General features: G+C 69.8%; 15 protein-coding genes and 1 riboswitch. Of the genes, 4 read left to right on the top strand and 11 right to left on the bottom strand.

Annotation, left to right across the window (positions count from 1 at the left end; translation table 11 throughout):
- Entirely contained in the window at positions 1 to 1,644 is a 1,644-nt protein-coding gene (locus tag ACIPV2_RS10500; RefSeq protein WP_400840987.1) for a DUF4407 domain-containing protein, read from the bottom strand.
- 104 nt (positions 1,645 to 1,748) lie between these two features.
- Between ACIPV2_RS10500 and ACIPV2_RS10495 the strand changes: the two genes are divergently transcribed.
- The gene (locus ACIPV2_RS10495; RefSeq protein WP_157823536.1) at positions 1,749 to 2,222 is read left to right on the top strand and encodes a histidine phosphatase family protein; all 474 of its coding nucleotides are present in this window, start codon (positions 1,749 to 1,751) and stop codon (positions 2,220 to 2,222) included.
- Positions 2,223 to 2,337: 115 nt separating this feature from the next.
- On the opposite strand, the gene rlmN is transcribed toward ACIPV2_RS10495, so the two are convergent.
- The 3 genes from rlmN to ACIPV2_RS10480 all read right to left on the bottom strand — a co-directional run bounded on the left by rlmN (position 2,338) and on the right by ACIPV2_RS10480 (position 5,266).
- A complete protein-coding gene (gene rlmN, locus ACIPV2_RS10490; protein ID WP_400841810.1) occupies positions 2,338 to 3,594 on the bottom strand; it encodes a 23S rRNA (adenine(2503)-C(2))-methyltransferase RlmN in 1,257 nt (418 codons plus the stop codon).
- A gap of 69 nt (positions 3,595 to 3,663) precedes the next feature.
- Positions 3,664 to 4,494 carry an SDR family oxidoreductase gene (locus tag ACIPV2_RS10485; protein ID WP_400840985.1) on the bottom strand — a complete coding sequence of 277 codons (831 nt, stop codon included), beginning with the start codon at positions 4,492 to 4,494 and terminating at the stop codon, positions 3,664 to 3,666.
- A 10-nt stretch (positions 4,495 to 4,504) separates the two neighbouring features.
- Complete coding sequence (locus ACIPV2_RS10480) at positions 4,505 to 5,266, bottom strand: SDR family NAD(P)-dependent oxidoreductase (RefSeq protein WP_400840983.1); 762 nt, start codon at positions 5,264 to 5,266, stop codon at positions 4,505 to 4,507.
- Positions 5,267 to 5,383: 117 nt separating this feature from the next.
- Between ACIPV2_RS10480 and ACIPV2_RS10475 the strand changes: the two genes are divergently transcribed.
- Complete coding sequence (locus tag ACIPV2_RS10475) at positions 5,384 to 5,743, top strand: DUF488 domain-containing protein (RefSeq protein ID WP_400840982.1); 360 nt, start codon at positions 5,384 to 5,386, stop codon at positions 5,741 to 5,743.
- Positions 5,744 to 5,754: 11 nt separating this feature from the next.
- On the opposite strand, the gene ACIPV2_RS10470 is transcribed toward ACIPV2_RS10475, so the two are convergent.
- The 3 genes from ACIPV2_RS10470 to ACIPV2_RS10460 form a co-directional block, all read right to left on the bottom strand.
- Positions 5,755 to 6,543: an energy-coupling factor transporter transmembrane component T family protein gene (locus tag ACIPV2_RS10470; protein WP_400840980.1), complete on the bottom strand. Its 789-nt coding sequence runs from the start codon at positions 6,541 to 6,543 to the stop codon at positions 5,755 to 5,757.
- Entirely contained in the window at positions 6,540 to 7,994 is a 1,455-nt protein-coding gene (locus tag ACIPV2_RS10465) for an ABC transporter ATP-binding protein (protein ID WP_400840977.1), read from the bottom strand. Before ACIPV2_RS10465 ends, ACIPV2_RS10470 begins: the two co-directional genes overlap by 4 nt.
- A gap of 1 nt (position 7,995) precedes the next feature.
- Positions 7,996 to 8,646 (bottom strand): ECF transporter S component, encoded by a 651-nt coding sequence (locus tag ACIPV2_RS10460; protein ID WP_400840975.1) that lies wholly within the window; start codon positions 8,644 to 8,646, stop codon positions 7,996 to 7,998.
- A riboswitch (TPP riboswitch) is annotated at positions 8,639 to 8,748 on the bottom strand. It overlaps the preceding gene by 8 nt.
- A gap of 74 nt (positions 8,749 to 8,822) precedes the next feature.
- Between ACIPV2_RS10460 and ACIPV2_RS10455 the strand changes: the two genes are divergently transcribed.
- Complete coding sequence (locus tag ACIPV2_RS10455; protein WP_400840972.1) at positions 8,823 to 10,394, top strand: D-alanyl-D-alanine carboxypeptidase; 1,572 nt, start codon at positions 8,823 to 8,825, stop codon at positions 10,392 to 10,394.
- An 81-nt stretch (positions 10,395 to 10,475) separates the two neighbouring features.
- Here the strand turns inward: ACIPV2_RS10455 and ACIPV2_RS10450 are convergent, their stop codons facing one another.
- From ACIPV2_RS10450 to ACIPV2_RS10440, 3 genes are all read right to left on the bottom strand, one after another.
- Complete coding sequence (locus ACIPV2_RS10450) at positions 10,476 to 12,638, bottom strand: ABC transporter ATP-binding protein (RefSeq protein WP_400841808.1); 2,163 nt, start codon at positions 12,636 to 12,638, stop codon at positions 10,476 to 10,478.
- 119 nt (positions 12,639 to 12,757) lie between these two features.
- Positions 12,758 to 14,485, bottom strand: a complete 1,728-nt coding sequence (locus ACIPV2_RS10445) for an ABC transporter ATP-binding protein (protein ID WP_400840969.1) — start codon at positions 14,483 to 14,485, stop codon at positions 12,758 to 12,760.
- Between the two features lie 141 nt (positions 14,486 to 14,626).
- On the bottom strand, positions 14,627 to 14,929 hold the full coding sequence (locus ACIPV2_RS10440; protein WP_400840967.1) for a hypothetical protein: 303 nt from the start codon (positions 14,927 to 14,929) through the stop codon (positions 14,627 to 14,629).
- Positions 14,930 to 15,000: 71 nt separating this feature from the next.
- Here ACIPV2_RS10440 and ACIPV2_RS10435 point away from each other — a divergent pair, with 71 nt between their 5' ends.
- Positions 15,001 to 16,164, top strand: coding sequence for a glycosyltransferase family 4 protein (locus ACIPV2_RS10435; protein WP_400840965.1), 1,164 nt, complete (start codon positions 15,001 to 15,003; stop codon positions 16,162 to 16,164).
- Between the two features lie 300 nt (positions 16,165 to 16,464).
- On the opposite strand, the gene ACIPV2_RS10430 is transcribed toward ACIPV2_RS10435, so the two are convergent.
- Entirely contained in the window at positions 16,465 to 17,523 is a 1,059-nt protein-coding gene (locus tag ACIPV2_RS10430; RefSeq protein ID WP_400840963.1) for an enoyl-CoA hydratase/isomerase family protein, read from the bottom strand.
- Between the last annotated feature and the right edge of the window lie 56 nt (positions 17,524 to 17,579).

Genomic DNA, 17,579 nt, shown 5'->3' with positions numbered 1-17,579 from the left:
TCAGACGGATGCGTTCTCGCGGATGTCGGCGCGGGTGATCGGCTCGGTCGCAGCAGGGTCGGTCGGAGCCGGGTCGGTCGGAGCCGGGTCGGTCGGAGTCGCGTCGATCGCGGACGACCGCGATCCGGATGTCGACGCAGCGGCCGGGGCATCCGCAGCCGTCACGATCGCTGCTCGGTCGCGGAACCCCTCCGCGGTCACCCGGTCGAGGTCGACCTGCTTGCGGATCGATCGAGCCTTCTCGTACAGCGACGGGTCACCCCAGCTGGTGAGCACCTTCGCGAGCACGGGCAGCAGCTCGATCATGAAGAACAGCGCCGCGATCAGCCAGTGCGCCCAGAAGATCGTGGGCTCCTTCTCGCCGAGGCGGTTGAGTCCCGTGATCTGGCTGAGCAGCCCGATCGCACCCGCATTGCCCTGCGCGACCGTGTCGGCACGCGCGTTGTACGCGGCGAGCGCCTGCTGGTAGGTCTTCTTCGCAGCGGGAAGCTGGTCGTTGGCCTGTTCGCGGTTGGTCGTCTCGGATGCGGCGGTGCTGGCCTGCGCGCCGGTCGCCGCCGCAGACAGGTCGTCGTTCGCCGAGCGAAGCTGACCGGCGAGGGCGTCGTAGGTCTGCTGGGCCTGAGCGAGCTGCGCCTTGGCTGCGTCGGAGCTGGATCCCTGGCCGTTCACGCCGGTGCAGCCGGGCACCGTGCCCACGCCTTCACCGGTCAGCTCGCACTGGTACAGGGCACGAGCGGAATCGATCACCTTCTGCTGCTCGGCGATCTTGCCGGTCAGCTCGTCGACCGTGGCCTGAGCGGCTGCGGTGGTGGCCGTGCCCGACTCGGTACCGGCGACGACACCGGTCGCGGCCTGGTTCTCGAGCGCGGCGACGCGCTCGGTCGCCGCATCGAGCGCCTTCTTCTCGGGCCCCTTCTCGAGGGCGTCCTGGTCGGACTGCGACTGAGTGATGTTGGTGGATGCGACCTCGCGGGCGATGTCGTTGTGGAACACCTGCAGCACGAGCGGCTCGGCGACGAGGAAGCCGATCAGGGCCGCCATCGCCACGCGGGGCAGGGCGAGGGCGAGCATCTTGCCGACGTTGCGGGTGGACGTCATCGACGAGGTGAGGAACCGGTCGAGGTTGAAGATGATCGCCGCCCACACGAGCGCCAGCGGAATGGCCACCCAGATGGCGACCTGAACGCCCGTGGTCAGCGCGAACATCATCGAGATGGCGGAGACCAGCGCGGTGCCCAGCAGCACGAGAAACATCTGCACGAAACGAGGTGTCTCACCCGGCACGCGGTCGAGGATCTCGCCCTCCGCGCCGCCGAGGATCGCCATGGTGCGCAGACGCGATCCGGGCGTGCGCTCGCGCTTCGCGCGCGGCGCTCGCTTCGGGCGCGGCTCGCTCGGACGGTCGTCGGATGCCGGCGGCGCAGCGTCCGGTGCTCGCACCGCTCCCTGACTGGGTTCCTGCAGTGCTTCGTCACTGGGTCCCTGACCCTGCCGAAGGGTCGCGGCGTTGCCGCCGGCCGGCTGGTACTGGCGGAGGAAGTCGAGGTCGTCGTCGGTGACCGAGCCTTCGGGAGCATCGGATTCGAACGAGATCCGCCCCTGGGAATCCATCCGTCCAGGGCGATGTGCGGAATAGGACATCCCTCCAGAGTAGGAAGACCCGGCTGTGCGAGTGCCGGATGCTGCCTGCGAGCGGTTCACAGACAAGGGTGCGTCGTTCGCGTCCGGATGCCAGGCTGGACGCCATGAAGACGCTGCTGCTCGCCCGCCACGCGAAGTCCGACTGGGGTGACCCGGCAGTGCGCGATCACGATCGCCCGCTGAATGCGCGCGGCCTGGAGGACGCACCCACGATGGCCGCGCGGCTGAATGCGGAGGGCGTGCCCCTGCAACACATCGTGTCGAGCACCGCGCTGCGTGCCCGCAGCACCGCCGACGCGTACGCCGCCGCCTTCCGCCTCGAGGTGGCCGACGAACCGAAGCTCTACGCCGCGTCGGCGCGCAGCATCCTGTCGGTCGCCGCGTCCCTTCCGGATGCTGTCGACGTCGCGATGCTCGTCGGGCACAACCCCGGAATGGCGGATGCCGTGGCCGAGCTCACCGGGCAGCTGGTGGAGTTCCCCACCTGTGCGGTCGCGGAGTGCGCCGTCGACATCGACTCCTGGGCGGAGCTGATCGAGGGCTCCGGGCGCCTGGTGACTCTGCGCACCCCGCGCTGATCCCCTCCGAAGCCCCCTCTGAACGTCCGCGCCCCCTCCAGATCACGTGGATCAGAGGGGGCGCGGAAAACCTGGAGGGGCGCCGGCGGCGATGGCGGCCTGGGCGCCGACGACGTCAGACCAGCGCGGCTGCCTCGGCCTCGTCTTCGCTGGTGGCGACCAGCTGGCCGCAGGCCCCGTCGATCTCCTTGCCGCGAGTGTCGCGCAGGGTGGTCGGGATGCCCGCGTCGTTGAGCCGACGTACGAACTCGTTCTGCACGTCGACCTCGGACGCCGTCCAGATCGAGCCGGGCGTCGGGTTCAGCGGAATGGGGTTCACGTGCACCCAGCCGCGACCGCGGGAGTTCAGCTTCGACGCGAGCAGGTCGGCGCGCCATGGGTGGTCGTTCATGTCCTTGATCAGCGCGTACTCGATCGACACGCGCCGGCCGGTCTTGTCGAAGTACTCGCGGGCGGCGTCCAGCGCCTCCCCGACCTTCCAGCGCGAATTGACGGGGATGAGCTCGTCGCGCAGCTCGTCGTCTGGCGCGTGCAGCGAAAGCGCGAAGGTGACCGGGATGTCCTCATCGGCGAGCTTCCTGATGGCAGGGACGAGACCGACGGTCGACACGGTGATGCCGCGGGCGCTCATGCCGAGGCCGTCGGGCTGCGGCGCGACCATCATGCGCACGGCATCCATCACCCGCTTGTAGTTGGCGAGCGGCTCGCCCATGCCCATGAAGACGATGTTCGAGACCCGCTCCATCGAGTGGTCGTTCGTCTTCTTGCCACCGAGCTCGCCGTCGGCGATGGCACGGTTCGCGCGCACGATCTGCTCGATGATCTCGGCGGTCGACATGTTGCGGGTGAGCCCCGCCTGACCGGTGGCGCAGAACGGGCAGTTCATGCCGCATCCCGCCTGCGACGACACGCAGAGGGTGATGCGACCGGGGTAGCGCATGAGCACCGACTCGACGAGCGCGCCGTCGTGCAGGCGCCACAGGAACTTGATCGTGTCGCCGCGGTCGGTCTTGAGGCGCTTCACCTCGGTCATCAGCGGCGGCAGCATGCCGGCGACCAGCTCGTCGCGCTGCGCGGCTGGAAGGTCGGTCATGTGCGCGGGGTCGGAGGTGTAGTGCGTGAAGTAGTGCGTCGACAGCTGCTTGGCGCGGAACCCGGGAAGCCCCAGCTCCTTCACCTTCTCGACGCGCTCGGCGGCAGTGAGGTCTGCCAGGTGCACCGGCGGCTTGCCGCGCTTCGGACTGGCGAACTGCAGGAGCGGGCGCCCCTCGGCATCCTTCTGCTGCGTCCAGCCCTCTGTTGCCGGACGCACCTGAGCGCCGCGGGCGGCACCCGTCTTGCGCACGGGCGTGCTGCGGGAGGGCGGCGTCATGTCGGATGCGGGCATACCTTCAAGGGTACGGCGTGCCGGCTGGGAGACGGGAGGGCGCCGCCCCGGCGATCAGTCGAGGAAGATGTCGGGGAACAGTCGGTCGTCGGGAGTTCCCGGTACGGCTGCGTACTTCGAGAAGTCGGTGATGCCGTCGGCCTCGAGCACGTCCTCGACGATCAGCGTCTGCCCGGTGTACGACGCCGCGGGCTTGATGATCACCGAATACGCCGCGTCGGCGTAGATGTCTGCGGTGCGGCTGGCCGCCATCACCCTGTCGCCGCCCAGCAGGTTCTGCACCGCGGCGGTCGCGATCGTGGTGCGGGGCCAGAGCGTGTTGGCCGCGATCCCGGCATCCGCGAACTCGGCGGCGAGGCCCAGCGTGGCCATCGTCATGCCGTATTTCGCGAGCGTGTACCCGGTGTGCGCTCCGAGCCATTTCGGCGACAGGTTCAGCGGCGGCGACAGCGACAGGATGTGCGGGTTCGCCGACTCGCGCAGCACCGGCACCGCAGCGCGGGAGAGCATGAACGTGCCGCGCACGTTGACATCCTGCATGAGGTCGTACTTCTTGGCAGCGAGATCGAGCGAACGCGACAGGTCGATGACGCTGGCGTTGTTGATGACGATGTCGATGCCGCCGAACTCACCCTGCGTCTTCATCACGGCCTCGGTCACCTGGCTGTCGTCACGCACGTCGCCGACGATCGGCAGCGCCTGGCCGCCGGCGGCGCGGATCGCCTCCGCCGCGGTGTGCACCGTGCCCTCGAGCCGGGGATGCGGGGTGTCGGTCTTGGCGAGCATCGCGATGTTCGCACCGTCGGCGGCGGCACGCAGCGCGATGGCGAGGCCGATGCCGCGGCTGCCACCGGACATCAGGATGGTCTTGCCTGCGAGGGACATGTTGTTCTCCTTACTTCGGCGCCATGCGGATGGCGCCGTCGAGACGGATGGTCTCGCCGTTGAGGTAGCCGTTGGCGACGATGTGCTCGACGAGCGCCGCGTACTCCTCGGGCCTGCCCAGCCGCGACGGGTAGGGCACCTGCTGGCCGAGCGAGTCCTGGGCAGCCTGCGGCAGGCCTGCGAGCATCGGTGTCTCCATGATGCCGGGAGCGATCGTGCAGACCCGGATGCCGTGGCGCGCGAGCTCACGCGCGATCGGCAGGGTCATCGCGTGCACGCCGCCCTTCGACGCCGAGTAGGCGGGCTGGCCGATCTGACCGTCGAACGCGGCGACGCTCGCGGTGTTCACGATGACACCGCGGTCGCCGCTCTCGGTGGGTTCCGTCTGCGCGATCACGGCGGCGGCCTGAGAGATGACGTTGAAGGTGCCGATGAGATTGATGCGGATGACACGCTCGAACGCGGCGAGATCGGCGGGGTTGCCGTCGCGGTCGAGCACCTTGGCGGGCGGGGCGATGCCCGCGCAGTTCACGACGACGCGCAGCGGTGCGACGGCGTGAGCGGATGCCACGGCCGCAGCCACCTGCTCGGAGCTGGTCACGTCGGCCGGCAGGAACAGCCCGCCGAGCTCGGCGGCGATCTCCTCGCCGACGGAGCCGGGCAGGTCGATGATGGCGACCCGTGCTCCCGCGGCGGACAGCCTGCGCGCGGTGGCGAGGCCGAGTCCGCTGGCGCCGCCCGTGATGAGCGCGCCCTGTCCGGTGATCTGCATCGTGTTCTCCTTCGAACGGCTCGGCGCCGGTCGGACGCCGAATGCGACTGAGTCTCAGCATACGTGGTTCCGAGTGTCCCGCTGGTGGGGTGGTCGCGAGCGGTGGATGCTGAGGGCATGGACCTTCGTCGCAAACGAGCCTACGACAGCGCCTCTCCCGACGATGGGTACCGCGTGCTGGTCGATCGACTGTGGCCGCGCGGCGTCTCGAAGGAGCGCGCGGCGATCGATCTGTGGGCGAAGGAGGTCGCGCCGTCGACCGAGCTGCGCCATGAATGGCATGCACCAGGGGCCGACTTCGAGACCAATGCCGCGCACTATCGAGCCGATCTGGCGGGTCCGCAGGCCGAGACGCTCGACACCCTCGTGGAGGCGCTGCACGGGCATCCGGTCGTCACCCTCGTCTACGCGGTCAACGACGCCGAGCACAACCACGCGGTGGTGCTGGAGGGCGTGCTGAAGAACCTGATCGACTGACCGGGAGGGGGTCAGGACGGCCCGAGGATGAAGTTCCAGGCGCCGGTGGACACCGCCGCGAGGATGGCCAGGGCCGAGATCGATGCGCCGGCGATCACCAGCATCCATTCCTGCCGGCCGAAGCGCGCGGGACGAGCCCACGTGCGCTGGACCGGCGCGCCGAAGCCGCGCGCCTCCATCGCAGTCGACAGTTTCGCTCCTCGACGGATCGACAGCACCAGCAGGGCGAAGGCCATCCCCACGAACCGGCGGATGCGGCCGCGATCGGCGACGCCGCGAGCGCGGCGCGCGAGTTCGAGCGCACGCCAGTCGTCGAGGAAGAGACCCACCATGCGCAGACCGGCCAGCGCGCCCAGCACGAAGCGCGCCGGCAGTCGCATGGTCTGCCCGAGCCCGTCGGCGAGGTCGGTCGGGTCGACCGTGACGAACAGCACGACCGAGGGCAGCGCGATCGCCAGCACGCGCAGCACGGTCGCCCCCGCGAGCGCGAGCGACCCGTCGCTGACATGCACGAGAAGCCATTCGACGTACACTCGGCCGCTGGTCTCGCCGTAGAGCGCGATGGTCACGCCGGTGAGGGGGGCCGCGAGCCAGACCGGCCAGGTGCGGGCCCAGAACTCCCGCCATCCGACCCCGGCGAACAGGAAGAGCACGCACTCCAGCGCGAGGGCGACCGCGGCGGACACCATGTCGAGAGTGAGGATCAGCGGGATCGCGATGAGTGCGCTCGCGGCGAGCTTGGCGACCGGGTTGATGCGCGACATCGCCCCGGTGCGCGCGCGGGTCTCGACGAGGGTCATGCCGCGCCTCGCAGCTCGAAGCGCTCGGCGTGCAGTGCGTCGATGACGTCGCGGTCGTGCGTCACCGTGATGAGGGCCGTGCCGTCATCTCGAAGCCCGGCGAGGAGCGCCACGAGCTCCTGCCAGGTGCGGGCGTCCTGCCCGAAGGTGGGTTCGTCGAGCACGAGCACTCGCGGGCGGGTGATGAGCGCGGCGGCGACGGTCAGCCGGCGCTTCTCGCCACCGGACAGCGTGTACGGATTGGCCTTGGCGAGACGGTCGAGCCGCAGCCGCTGCAGCAGCTCGTCGGTGCGCGCCGCGATCTCGGCGTCCGAGAGCCCCAGCGAGCGGGGGCCGATGGCCAGCTCGTCCTGCACGGTGGCCGCCAGCAGCTGATGCTCCGGCTCCTGGAACACCGTGCCGATGCGGGTGAGCAGCTCGCGCGAGGCCCACCGGATGGGCTTCGGGCCCGCCCCGGCGGCGAGGGAGGCGGATGCCGTGACCGTGCCGGCCGCAGGAGGCAGCAGGCCGGCGAGCGTCAGACCCAGCGTCGACTTGCCTGCTCCGTTGGGCCCGGTGATGGCGAGGACAGAGCCTGCGCGCACGTCCACGTCGATGCCGTCGGCCACCACGGTGCTGCGCACACGCGCGACCGCCAGCTGGTGGGCGGTCAGCAGCGCCTCCCCCGGCGCCGACATCGGCGCAGCCGGGTGCCGCGGAGGCATCCCGGGCACCCACACGCCCGCGTCCGCCAACCGCTTCCCCTGCGCAGCCAAGACGTCACTCGGGGGCCCATCCGCGATGATGCCCCCGTCGCCCAGCACGATGACCCGATCGATCAGCGGCAGCCAGACATCGAGTCGATGCTCGACGACGATCAGCGTGGTGGGCTGCATCTCGAGCATCCGCTGCACCGCATCGCGAACCTCGACGACACCCTCCGGGTCGAGGTTCGCGGTCGGCTCGTCGAGCAGCAACAGCCCCGGGCGCATCGCGAGCGCCCCGGCGAGCGCGAGGCGCTGCTTCTGTCCTCCGGAGAGCGCCTTGGTGGGACGGTCGAGTGGCACGTCGAGCCCGACGGCGTCGAGCGCCGCATCGACCCGGTCCCAGATCTCGTCACGCGGGATGCCGAGATTCTCACAGCCGAACGCGACGTCGTCGCCCACGCGCGCGAGGATCACCTGCGAATCCGGGTCCTGCAGCACGAGGCCTGCTCGGCCGCGTGAGGCTGCGGCCGGCTGCCCGTCGATGAGCAGGCGCCCCTCGGCGTCCCCCTCCTCATCGCCGCCGAGCACGCCGGCCAGGCCGTGCAGCAGCGTCGACTTGCCGGCACCGGAGGCGCCGAGCAGCAGTACGCGTTCGCCGGGCTCGATGCGCACGGTGATGTCTCGCACAGCCCAGGCGATCCGACTCGAATGCCGCCAGCCCCAGCCGTGCGCCTCGACAGTCGCGGGCCGTCCCTGGGCGGTCATCTCAGACGCGGGCCCGCACCTCGCGACCCGACCCGAACCGGTCGAGCGCGCCCGTGGCGGCGAGGCCCCTGGCGAGCAGCCAGCCGAGCAGGCCCGCGAGCACGGCACCCGAGATGACGGTGCAGATCAGGTACACGGTGGTGAACGCGGCATCGGAGCCCGCGTACCAGAGGATCATGTTGTTGATGCCGCCGGCCAGGGCAGCGCCCGCGCCGGCCAGCATCGCCACGGCGAGCGACCAGGCCCGGTAGGCGAAGAGCAGGAAGATCAGCTCGGCGCCGAGTCCCTGCACGAGGCCCGCTTCGATGGTGAGGAAGCCGCCCCACTGCGCGCCGGCCAGCGCCGACACGACTGCGGCGAGCGTCTCGACGTAGATCGCCGCGCCCGCCTTGCGGATGATCAGCCCGCCCAGCACGCCGGCGATCAGCCACGGACCGTCGAGCAGACCCTGCACACCGGGCATCAGCGGCTCGAGCAGCGCCTTCGGTCCGAGGTATCCGATGTTCCAAGCGAGGAACAGGAACCCGCAGGCGACGCCGAGCACGCTGGCGACGACGATGTCGACGACGCGCCAGCGCCAGATCGACGGGCGGCCGAGACCGGTACGGTCAGACGCCTTCTCGGCGGCGGATGCGGACGTGGACGTACTCATCTGAACTCCTCCCTGCGCCGGCATGATCCGGATCAGGTTCGACGGTCGAAGCGCGTGTCGCTTCCTCTCAGCCCGGCTGTCCGGACTCCCGTGGTGGTGGCTCGATCATACCGCCGGTCGCGCTCGTCTCGGTTCGGCGTTTCGTTCCGTGAAACACCGGGCTGTAGCGTGGTCGCGTGACACCTCCCCCCGAGTCGGCGCCGCCGGCGACACGCCGTGCTGCGCGCGAGCGCACTCGCGCGCGCGCCGAGCATCCCTCCGCCAGCGCGACCGCGCTCCCCGCGTTCGGCGACAGCCTGGGTCCGGAACGGGTTGCGGTCGGGGATGCTGCGGCTGCGGATGCCCGCGACGCAGCCGTCACGGCGGCGGAATCGCCGATGGCCGGCTCAACCTCAGCCGGTGCGCCTGCGCCGGAGTGGGCGGATGCCTCTCGTCCGCCCACGGCTCTGACCTGGCTCGAGCCTTCCGACCTGCTCGACGAGCGTGTGCAGGATGTGCAGCCGCGCGAGCTCTTCACCGACGCCCGCCTCACCCCGGAATGGCGACGCCCCCGGGTGCTCCTGCCGCTCGGCTTCGTCGTCGCGCTGTGCGCCGCCTATGTCTCGACCACGCTGCTGTGGCCGCTGCACGAGGTGGCGCCCGTGGTCGAAGCCTCCACCGTCGAGATCGCTCCGGCCCCGACGGCGGCCATGACCTGGCCCACGACGGGAAGCGCGGCCGTGGGCATCCAGGGGATGGAACCGGTGGCATCGACCGCGTCGGCCGACGAGATCGCCAGCATCTCCAAGGTGGTCAGCGTGATGATGGTGCTCGATGAGTTGCCCCTGCAGGTCGGCGAGCAGGGGCCGAGCTTCGCGTTCACCCTCGCCGACTCCCGCGAGTTCTGGCAGTACCGCCGGTCGGATCAGTCGTCGCTCGATGTGCCGGTGGGCGGCAGCCTGACCGAGTATCAGATGCTGCAGGGCATCATGCTCGGGTCGGCGAACAACTACATCGACCGCCTCGCGAACGAGATATGGGGATCGCCGCGAGGATTCGCCCAGGCATCGGCGCGATGGCTGAGCGATCGCGGCATCGAGGGCGTGACCATCGCGTCGCCCTCGGGGTTCAGCGAAGCGAATGTGGCACCCCCTGCCGCACTGATCCAGATCGCCGAGCTCGCGATGGCGAACCCCGTCTTCGCCGAGATCGTCGCCACGCGCTCGGCCGACATCCCCGGCGTGGGCGTGGTCACCAACACGAACAAAATGCTCGACGACCCCGGCGTCGTCGGGGTGAAGACCGGGACGCTGAACCACTGGAACCTGCTCACCGCGAAGGATGTCACGATCGGTGAGAGCACCGTGCGCCTGTACACCTCCGTGCTCGGGCAGGCCGGGAGCACCGAGCGGCTGGATGTGACCCGTCAGCTTCTCGCCGAGCTGGAGACGACGCTCACCGAGCAGCCGCCGTCGGTTCCCGCGCGAACCGTGGTCGGTCACGTCAGCACCGAGTGGGGTGACCGCGTCGACGTCGTGACGGACGCCGACGCGCGCGTGCTGCTCTGGAACGGCTCCACGGCAGCGGCCACCACGGCTTTCTCGCTCGGCGACAAGACGGCGACCGGCGCCGAGGTCGGCACCCTGACGGTCGAGGGACCGCTCGGCACCGCGACCGCATCGGTCTCGCTCGCCGAGGAGATCACGCAGCCGAGCATCTGGTGGCGTCTCACGCATCCGCTCGCGCTCTTCGGCCTCGACCACGACTGAGCCGCGGGGACAGACGACTGTCCTCGAGGAACAGCACAACGCCCGCCCCGGTCACGGGGCGGGCGTTGTGCTGTCGCGGGATCAGTCGCGGTCGGGGTCGGATGCCGTGGACTCGGCCTCCTTCACCGCTTCACCGAGCTGGTGGGCGTCGGGGGCGGCGATGACCTTCTGCTCGGCGATCGCCTCCTGCTCATCTTCGGCGTCCCCGGTGACGATCACGGGCACGGAACCGGTGAGCGTCTCCTCGGCGTCGAGGTCGGTCGCGGCCTGCTCGAACTGCGACTGGTACAGCCGCCAGTAGGCGCCCCGCCTTGCGATCAGCTCTTCGTGGTCGCCCTGCTCGACGATGTCGCCGTGCTCCATCACGAGGATGAGGTCGGCGTCGCGGATCGTCGACAGGCGGTGGGCGATCACGAACGACGTGCGTCCCTCGCGAAGCGCGGCCATCGCCTGCTGCAGCAGCAGCTCGGTGCGGGTGTCGACGGCGCTCGTCGCCTCGTCGAGGATGAGGATCGAGGGCCGTGACACGAACGCGCGGGCGATCGTGATCAGCTGGCGCTCACCGGCCGAGACGTTCGAGGCGTCCTCGTCGAGCACGGTCTCGTAGCCATCGGGGAGGGAGTGCACGAACCGGTCGACGTAGGTCGCCTCGGCCGCGGCGATGATCTGCTCGTCGGTGGCCGCGTCGTTGCCGTAGCGGATGTTCTCTCGGATGGAGCCGGCGAACAGCCACGGGTCCTGCAGGACCATGCCGGTGCGCGCACGCAGATCGTCGCGGCGCATCTCGGAGATGTCCTGCCCGTCGAGCAGGATGCGCCCCGAGTCGAGTTCGTAGAACCGCATGATGAGGTTCACGAGCGTCGTCTTGCCGGCACCGGTCGGACCCACGATCGCGACGGTCTGCCCGGGCTCCACCCGGAACGAGAGGTCGGTGATCAGCGGGCGGTCCTCGCTGTACGAGAACGCGACGTGCTCGAATTCGATGACGCCCTTGCCCTCCGGCGCGGAGGGCGCGTCGTCGGCATCCGGATCCTGCTCCTCGGCATCGAGCAGGTCGAAGACCCGCTCTGCCGAAGCCGTACCCGACTGCACGACGGCGGCCATGCCGCCCAGCTCGCTGAGCGGCTGGCTGAACTGCTGCGAGTACTGGATGAACGCCTGCACGTCGCCGAGGCGCAGGTTGCCGCCGGCGACGAGCAGGCCGCCGAGCACGGCGATGCCCACGTACTGCAGGTTTCCGATGAACATCATCGCGGGCATGATGATGCCCGAGAGGAACTGCGCCTTGAACGCCGCCTGGAACAGCTCCTCGTTCTCGACCTGGAAGCTGTCGAGAGCGTCCTTCTCGCGACCGAACACCTTCACGAGCGCGTGACCGGAGAAGGCCTCCTCGACGCGGGCGTTGAGACGGCCCACCTTGCGCCACTGCGTGCCGAAGGCCTTTTGGGAACGCGGGCCGATGACGCCGAAGATCACGCCCATGAGCGGCAGCGAGACGAGGGCGACCAGCGCGAGCTGCCATGAGATCGAGAACATCATGACCAGCACGCCGACGACCGTGAGCACGCTGGTCAGCGCACCCGACAGCGACTGCTGCATGGTCTGGGTGATGTTGTCGATGTCGTTCGTGACCCGCGAGATGAGCTCACCGCGCTGCACCTTGTCGAAGTACGACAGCGGCAGGCGGTTGATCTTCGCCTCGACGTCCTCGCGCAGGCGCCACATGGTGCGCACCATGATCACGTTGATCACGTATCCCTGCAGCCAGCTGAGGATGGCGGAGACGACGTAGATCGCCAGCACCGCGACGATGATCCAGCGCAGTCGCTCGAAGTCGACGCCGTCGCCGACCGCGAAGTCGTCCATGGCCGAGACCATGTTCGCGAACTCGTCCTGCCCGGCGCCGCGGAGCACCTCGACCACCTGGTCACGGCTCGTGCCCTGCGGGAACCCGGGCGCACCGCCGAAGCCCTGGCCGAGGACACTCGAGATGAATCCCTCGTAGACGACGTTGGTCGCCTCGCCGAGCACCTTGGGCGCGGCGACGGCGAGCACGACGCCGACGGCGCCGAAGAACGACACCAGCAGGAACCACCAGGCCGAGGGCCTGAGCAGCCCGATCATCCTCTTGAAGCTGGGGCCGAAGTTGTCGGCCTTGCCGGGAGCCGGGCCGTCGAACATGCCACCGCCCTCGAGGCGCGCTTTCTCGGCGAGCTCAGCCTCCTCCTTCTCGGCGGCGGTCATCGGCGCCTGCCCTGAGCTCGCCGAAGGGTCGGCGACCGCCGTGGCCTGCGCACGTGCGGCGAGCGCGCGCTCACGACGCGACGTGCCTGCGTCCTGGGCCTCGGAGCCTGTCGAACGGGTCATGCGTCCACCCCCAGCTGCGACTCGACGATCTCCCGGTATGTGGGGCTCATGACGAGCAGCTCGTCGTGCGTGCCCACGCCCACCACGGCGCCGTCGTCGAGGACGACGATGCGATCGGCGTCGGTGATCGTCGAGACGCGCTGCGCGACGACGATCTTGGTGACGTCGGGCAGCTCTCTCCACAGGGCCTGGCGCAACCGGGCATCCGTCGTCAGATCGAGAGCTGAGAACGAGTCGTCGAACACGAGGATGCGGGGCCCGTGCACGATCGCCCTGGCGATCGCGAGACGCTGCCGTTGACCGCCCGAGACGTTGGTGCCGCCCTGGGCGATGCGCGAGTCGAGGCCGTCGGGCATCGCCTCGACGAAGTCCCGCCCCTGCGCGATCTCGAGAGCAGCCCACAGCTCGTCGTCGGTGGCATCCGCCCGTCCGTAGCGGAGATTGGATGCCACGGTGCCGGAGAACAGGAAGGGTCGTTGCGGCACGAGCCCGATGTCCTGCCAGAGTGCGTCGAGATCGGCCTCGCGCACGTCGACGCCGCCGACCTGCACGACACCGCCGGTCGCATCGAACAGCCGCGGGATCAGCGAGACCAGCGTGGTCTTGCCCGAGCCGGTCGATCCGATGATCGCCACCGTCTCACCCGGCCGCGCGTCGAAGGTGATGGCCGAGAGCACGGGCACCTCGGCGCCCGGGTAGGTGAACTCGACGTCGCGGAACGCGACCGCACCCGGCTCAGGGAACTCGGTCACGCCGTTCTCCGGGCGGGTCATCGACGACTCGGCGTCGAGCACCTCGGTGACGCGCTCGGCCGAGACGGCCGCACGCGGGATCATCATCGCCATGAAGCTCGACATGATGACGCCCATCATGATCTGGCCGATGTACTGCATGAACGCGAAGATCGTGCCGATCTCGGCGTTGCCGGCGTTGATCTCGACGCCGCCGAACCACACCACCGCGACGATGGTGACGTTGAGCACGAGCATGAACAGCGGGAACATCAGCACGAACAGCGAGCCGATGTTGCGCCCGAGCACCATCAGGTCGGTGTTCACCGCGCGGAACCGGCGCTCCTCGATGCGTTCTCGCACGAAGGCGCGCACCACTCGCACACCGGTGAGCTGCTCGCGCATGATGCGGTTGACGTCGTCGAGCTTGGCCTGGTTGCGGCGGAAGAGCGGCACCATGCGGCCGATGATCACGACCGCGATGACGAGCAGAAGGGGCACCGAGACGGCGATCAGCCAGCTGAGGCCGACGTCGGTCTGGATGGCCTTGATGATGCCGCCGATCGCGAGCAGCGGCGCCGTGACGAACATCGTCGCACCCATCATCGCCAGCATCTGCACCTGCTGCACATCGTTCGTGTTGCGGGTGATCAGCGAGCCGGCGCCGAACTGCGAGACCTCGCGCTCGGAGAAGCCGCTCACGCGCGCGAACACGTCGCCGCGGATGTCGCGCCCCGCGCTCATGGCCATGCGGGCGGCGAAGTAGGTGGCGAGGATCGAGGCCAGGATCTGCCCCAGCGACACGAGCAGCATGAAGCCGCCGCGGTTCCAGATGTAGCCGATGTCGGCCTTCGCGACGCCGTTGTTGATGATGTCGGCGTTGATCTCAGGCAGGTTGAGCGAGGCCATCACACTGGCGAACTGCAGCACGACGATCGTGATGAGCAGCGGCCAGTATCTGGTCAGATATCGAGTGAGGAGTTTTCCGAGCACAGGTGGACTTCCTTGTGAGATTTCGGAGGGCCGAAACGCGGCCATCACACATCGTGCCACCAACCTCCGACATCCGTATCCCCCTTACGGCTGACCTTCGCTGTCAGCGGAAAAGGAGCGCGGGACCAGCGGGGCGAGGTGTCAGGAGAAGCTCAGCCCGAACATCGTGGATGACACGATGAGCAGCAGCACCCCTCCCGTGGCGAACACCGCCTTGCGCTCGGCCGTGGCAGACTTCGCGGCCGCCGTGACGGCTCCGATGACGCCGATCATCCCTGCGAATGCGAACCCTCGGGCGGTGTCCGCGTCGCCGGAAGCGAACATGAGCACGGCGGCGATCGCTGCGCTGACGACGCCTGCGATGGCGACCACCGCGCCCGCGTCGGCCGTGCGCCGGTCTCGACGCTCGGCCGCGTCGCTCAGACGCTCGACCGCGTTGTTCATGAGAGCCTCCTCATCGCCCCCAAGGTAGCCGAAGGCGTGCGCTCGCACGACCCCTGAATAGACTCGCTGTCATGCCCTCGGAGAACCCCGCCCGCCCTGCAGTGCTGATGGTGTGCGACTACTCGCTCAAGTATCTCGGCGGGGCGCAGACCGCATTCCGGCGGCAGGCGGAGGCCCTCGCCGGCGAGGGTGTGAAGGTGGTCGTCCTGGCCCCGGATGCCGATGCGGTGGCGTCAGAGGGCATCACCACCGTCTCCCCGCCGCGGCGCGGCACCATCCCCGTGCTGGATCTGCCGCTGCTCGGCCGCGCCCGTGATCTGGAGCCGCTGGTTGCCGCGACCATCCGCCGGCACGGCATCGGCGCGGTCGTCGTGCACTCGGAGTTCGCGCTCGCCGCAGCGGCGATCGACCTGGCGCGGCAGCTGGGCATCCCGTCGATGCACACCGTGCACACCTTCTTCTGGCGCGCGCCTGCGGCGCTCGCGCCCTTCGCGCCGATCGTGGCGCGCGTGCACTCGGCGCTCACGGGCATCCGGAGCGGCGGTCGCTTCGCCGGCAGCCACCCGCTCAACAACGCGCTGCGCACCATGACGCTGCGGATCGCCGAGCGGGCCGACGTCGTGCTGTCGCCGTCGAAGCATCAGGCCACAGCGCTGCGCGACGCGGGTGCGGGGCGTGTGGAGGCGTTCTCGAACGTCGCGCAGCCGCTGCGGGTCGCCACGGCGCCCGACGGCGGGACGCTGCGCCTGCTGTGGGTCGCGCGCTTCGCGCCGGAGAAGCGGGTGGACGTGGCGCTCGACGCGATGCGCCTTGTCACCAGCCGGCTCGGCGGGGGCCGGGTGCACCTCGACGTGGCTGGCGGCACGCACCGACCAGTGCCGGGGGTCACGTTCCACGGGCCGGTGCCGGGTGAGCGGGTCGGGGAGCTGATGGATGCCGCGGATGCCGCGCTCATCACCTCGCTCGGCTTCGACAACCAGCCGATGGTCGCGCTCGAGGCGTTCGCGCACGGGCGCCCGGTGATCGTCAGCGACCCCGTGCTCGCGACGGAGTTCGGGGATGCGGCACTCGGCACCCCGACGCCGGATGCCGAGGGACTCGCCGACCTGATCGTCCAGCTCGAGGCAGACCGCTCGCTGCTCGCTGCTCCGCGCGACGCGGCCGTCGACTACGCGAGCGAGCGCGTGGCCTCAGCTCACGTCGCGCGCCTGCTGGAGCTCGCCGCCTCGGTCTGACCACGCATGGCACGGGCCCGAGCCCACGCTGGACGTCGCTGCCTCGGTCGACCAGTCACCGGAGGTAGGCGAACACGCGAGCGCAGGAGAATCTCGCGCAGAAACGCCTACGTCGGGTTAATGGCCTACGTCGAAGCGGGTGCGCGCAACGAGCCCGCGGCACAGCCGATTCGCTCCCCCGGGCGAGTGCCGCACCGGAGGTAGGCGAACACGCGAGCACAGGAGAATCCCGCGCATATTCACCTGCGTCGGGTTGTTCGCCTACGTCCGAGTGAGCGCCGGCCTCTGAGAAGCGGCGCCTCAGAACAGTGGCGGCTCGGGCACGTAGGTCCGCGCCGGTGCTCCGGCATCCGCGGGCAGGTCGGCGACGGTCGCCGGCTGCCACTTCGGGTCGCGGTCCTTGTCGACCAGCTGCGCCCGGATGCCGTCGACCAGGTCCGGATGATTGTGTCCGAACCACATCACCCGGCGGTACTCCCCCTCGAGCGCCTCGCGCACGCCGCTCATCCCGCGCGCCTCGCGCACCGCGTCGAGGGTGACAGCCAGCGCGGTCGGCGCGAGCTCCTCGAGCGTCGCGAGGGCGGATGCTGCGTCCGGGGCATCCGAGTCCCGCAGCCGCTGCATGATCTCCCCCACAGTGTCAGCCGAGAAAGCCTGATCGATCCACTTGCGAGCGGCGGGCAGGGCCGACGGCTCCGGTGTCTCGTCGAACAGCAGCGTGAGCTCGTTCGGGGTGCTCGGGTCGGCGCGGGTGGCCAGCGCGTCGCGCAGGCCATCGAGGTTCTCGGACGGCACGAAGTGATCGGCGAAGCCCAGGTACAGGGCATCCGCCGCGCTCATGCTCTGACCCGTGAGGCCGAAGTACTCCCCCAGCCGCCCCGGCGCCCGGCCGAGCAGCCAGGTGCCGCCCACGTCGGGCGTGAAGCCGATGCGCGTCTCGGGCATCGCCAGGCGCGAGCGCTCGGTCACGATGCGCACGGCCGCGTGGCCCGCAAGCCCGATGCCGCCGCCCATCGTGATGCCGTCGGCGAAGACGACGACCGGCTTGGGGTACTCGGCGATGAGGGCGTTCATGGCGTACTCGGCGCGGAAGAAGTCCGAGATGTGCTCGGGGTGGCCGCTCGTGATCGAGTCGTAGAGCGCGCGCACGTCTCCGCCGGCGCAGAGGCCCCGCTCACCTGCGCCGTCGATCAGCACGGTCTGCACGTCGGTGTCGTCGATCCATGCCCTCAGCGCCGCGGTGATCTGCTCGATCATGCCGAGATCCAGGGCGTTGATGGCCCGGGGACGGTTGAGCGTGATGCGTCCGAGCGAGCTGTCGGTGCGGGCGATGACGGTGGCGGCTTCGGTGTCGGTCACGCCTGTCAGGCTACTCCGCTTCGCGATCTGCACTGATCTGCGCACCAGGATCGTCC

This window comes from Microbacterium sp. NPDC089987 (assembly GCF_044748505.1).
Classification (GTDB): Bacteria; Actinomycetota; Actinomycetes; order Actinomycetales; family Microbacteriaceae; genus Microbacterium.
Note: the sequence above shows the minus strand (reverse complement) of the source record. Positions and strands in the feature narration are given on the sequence as shown.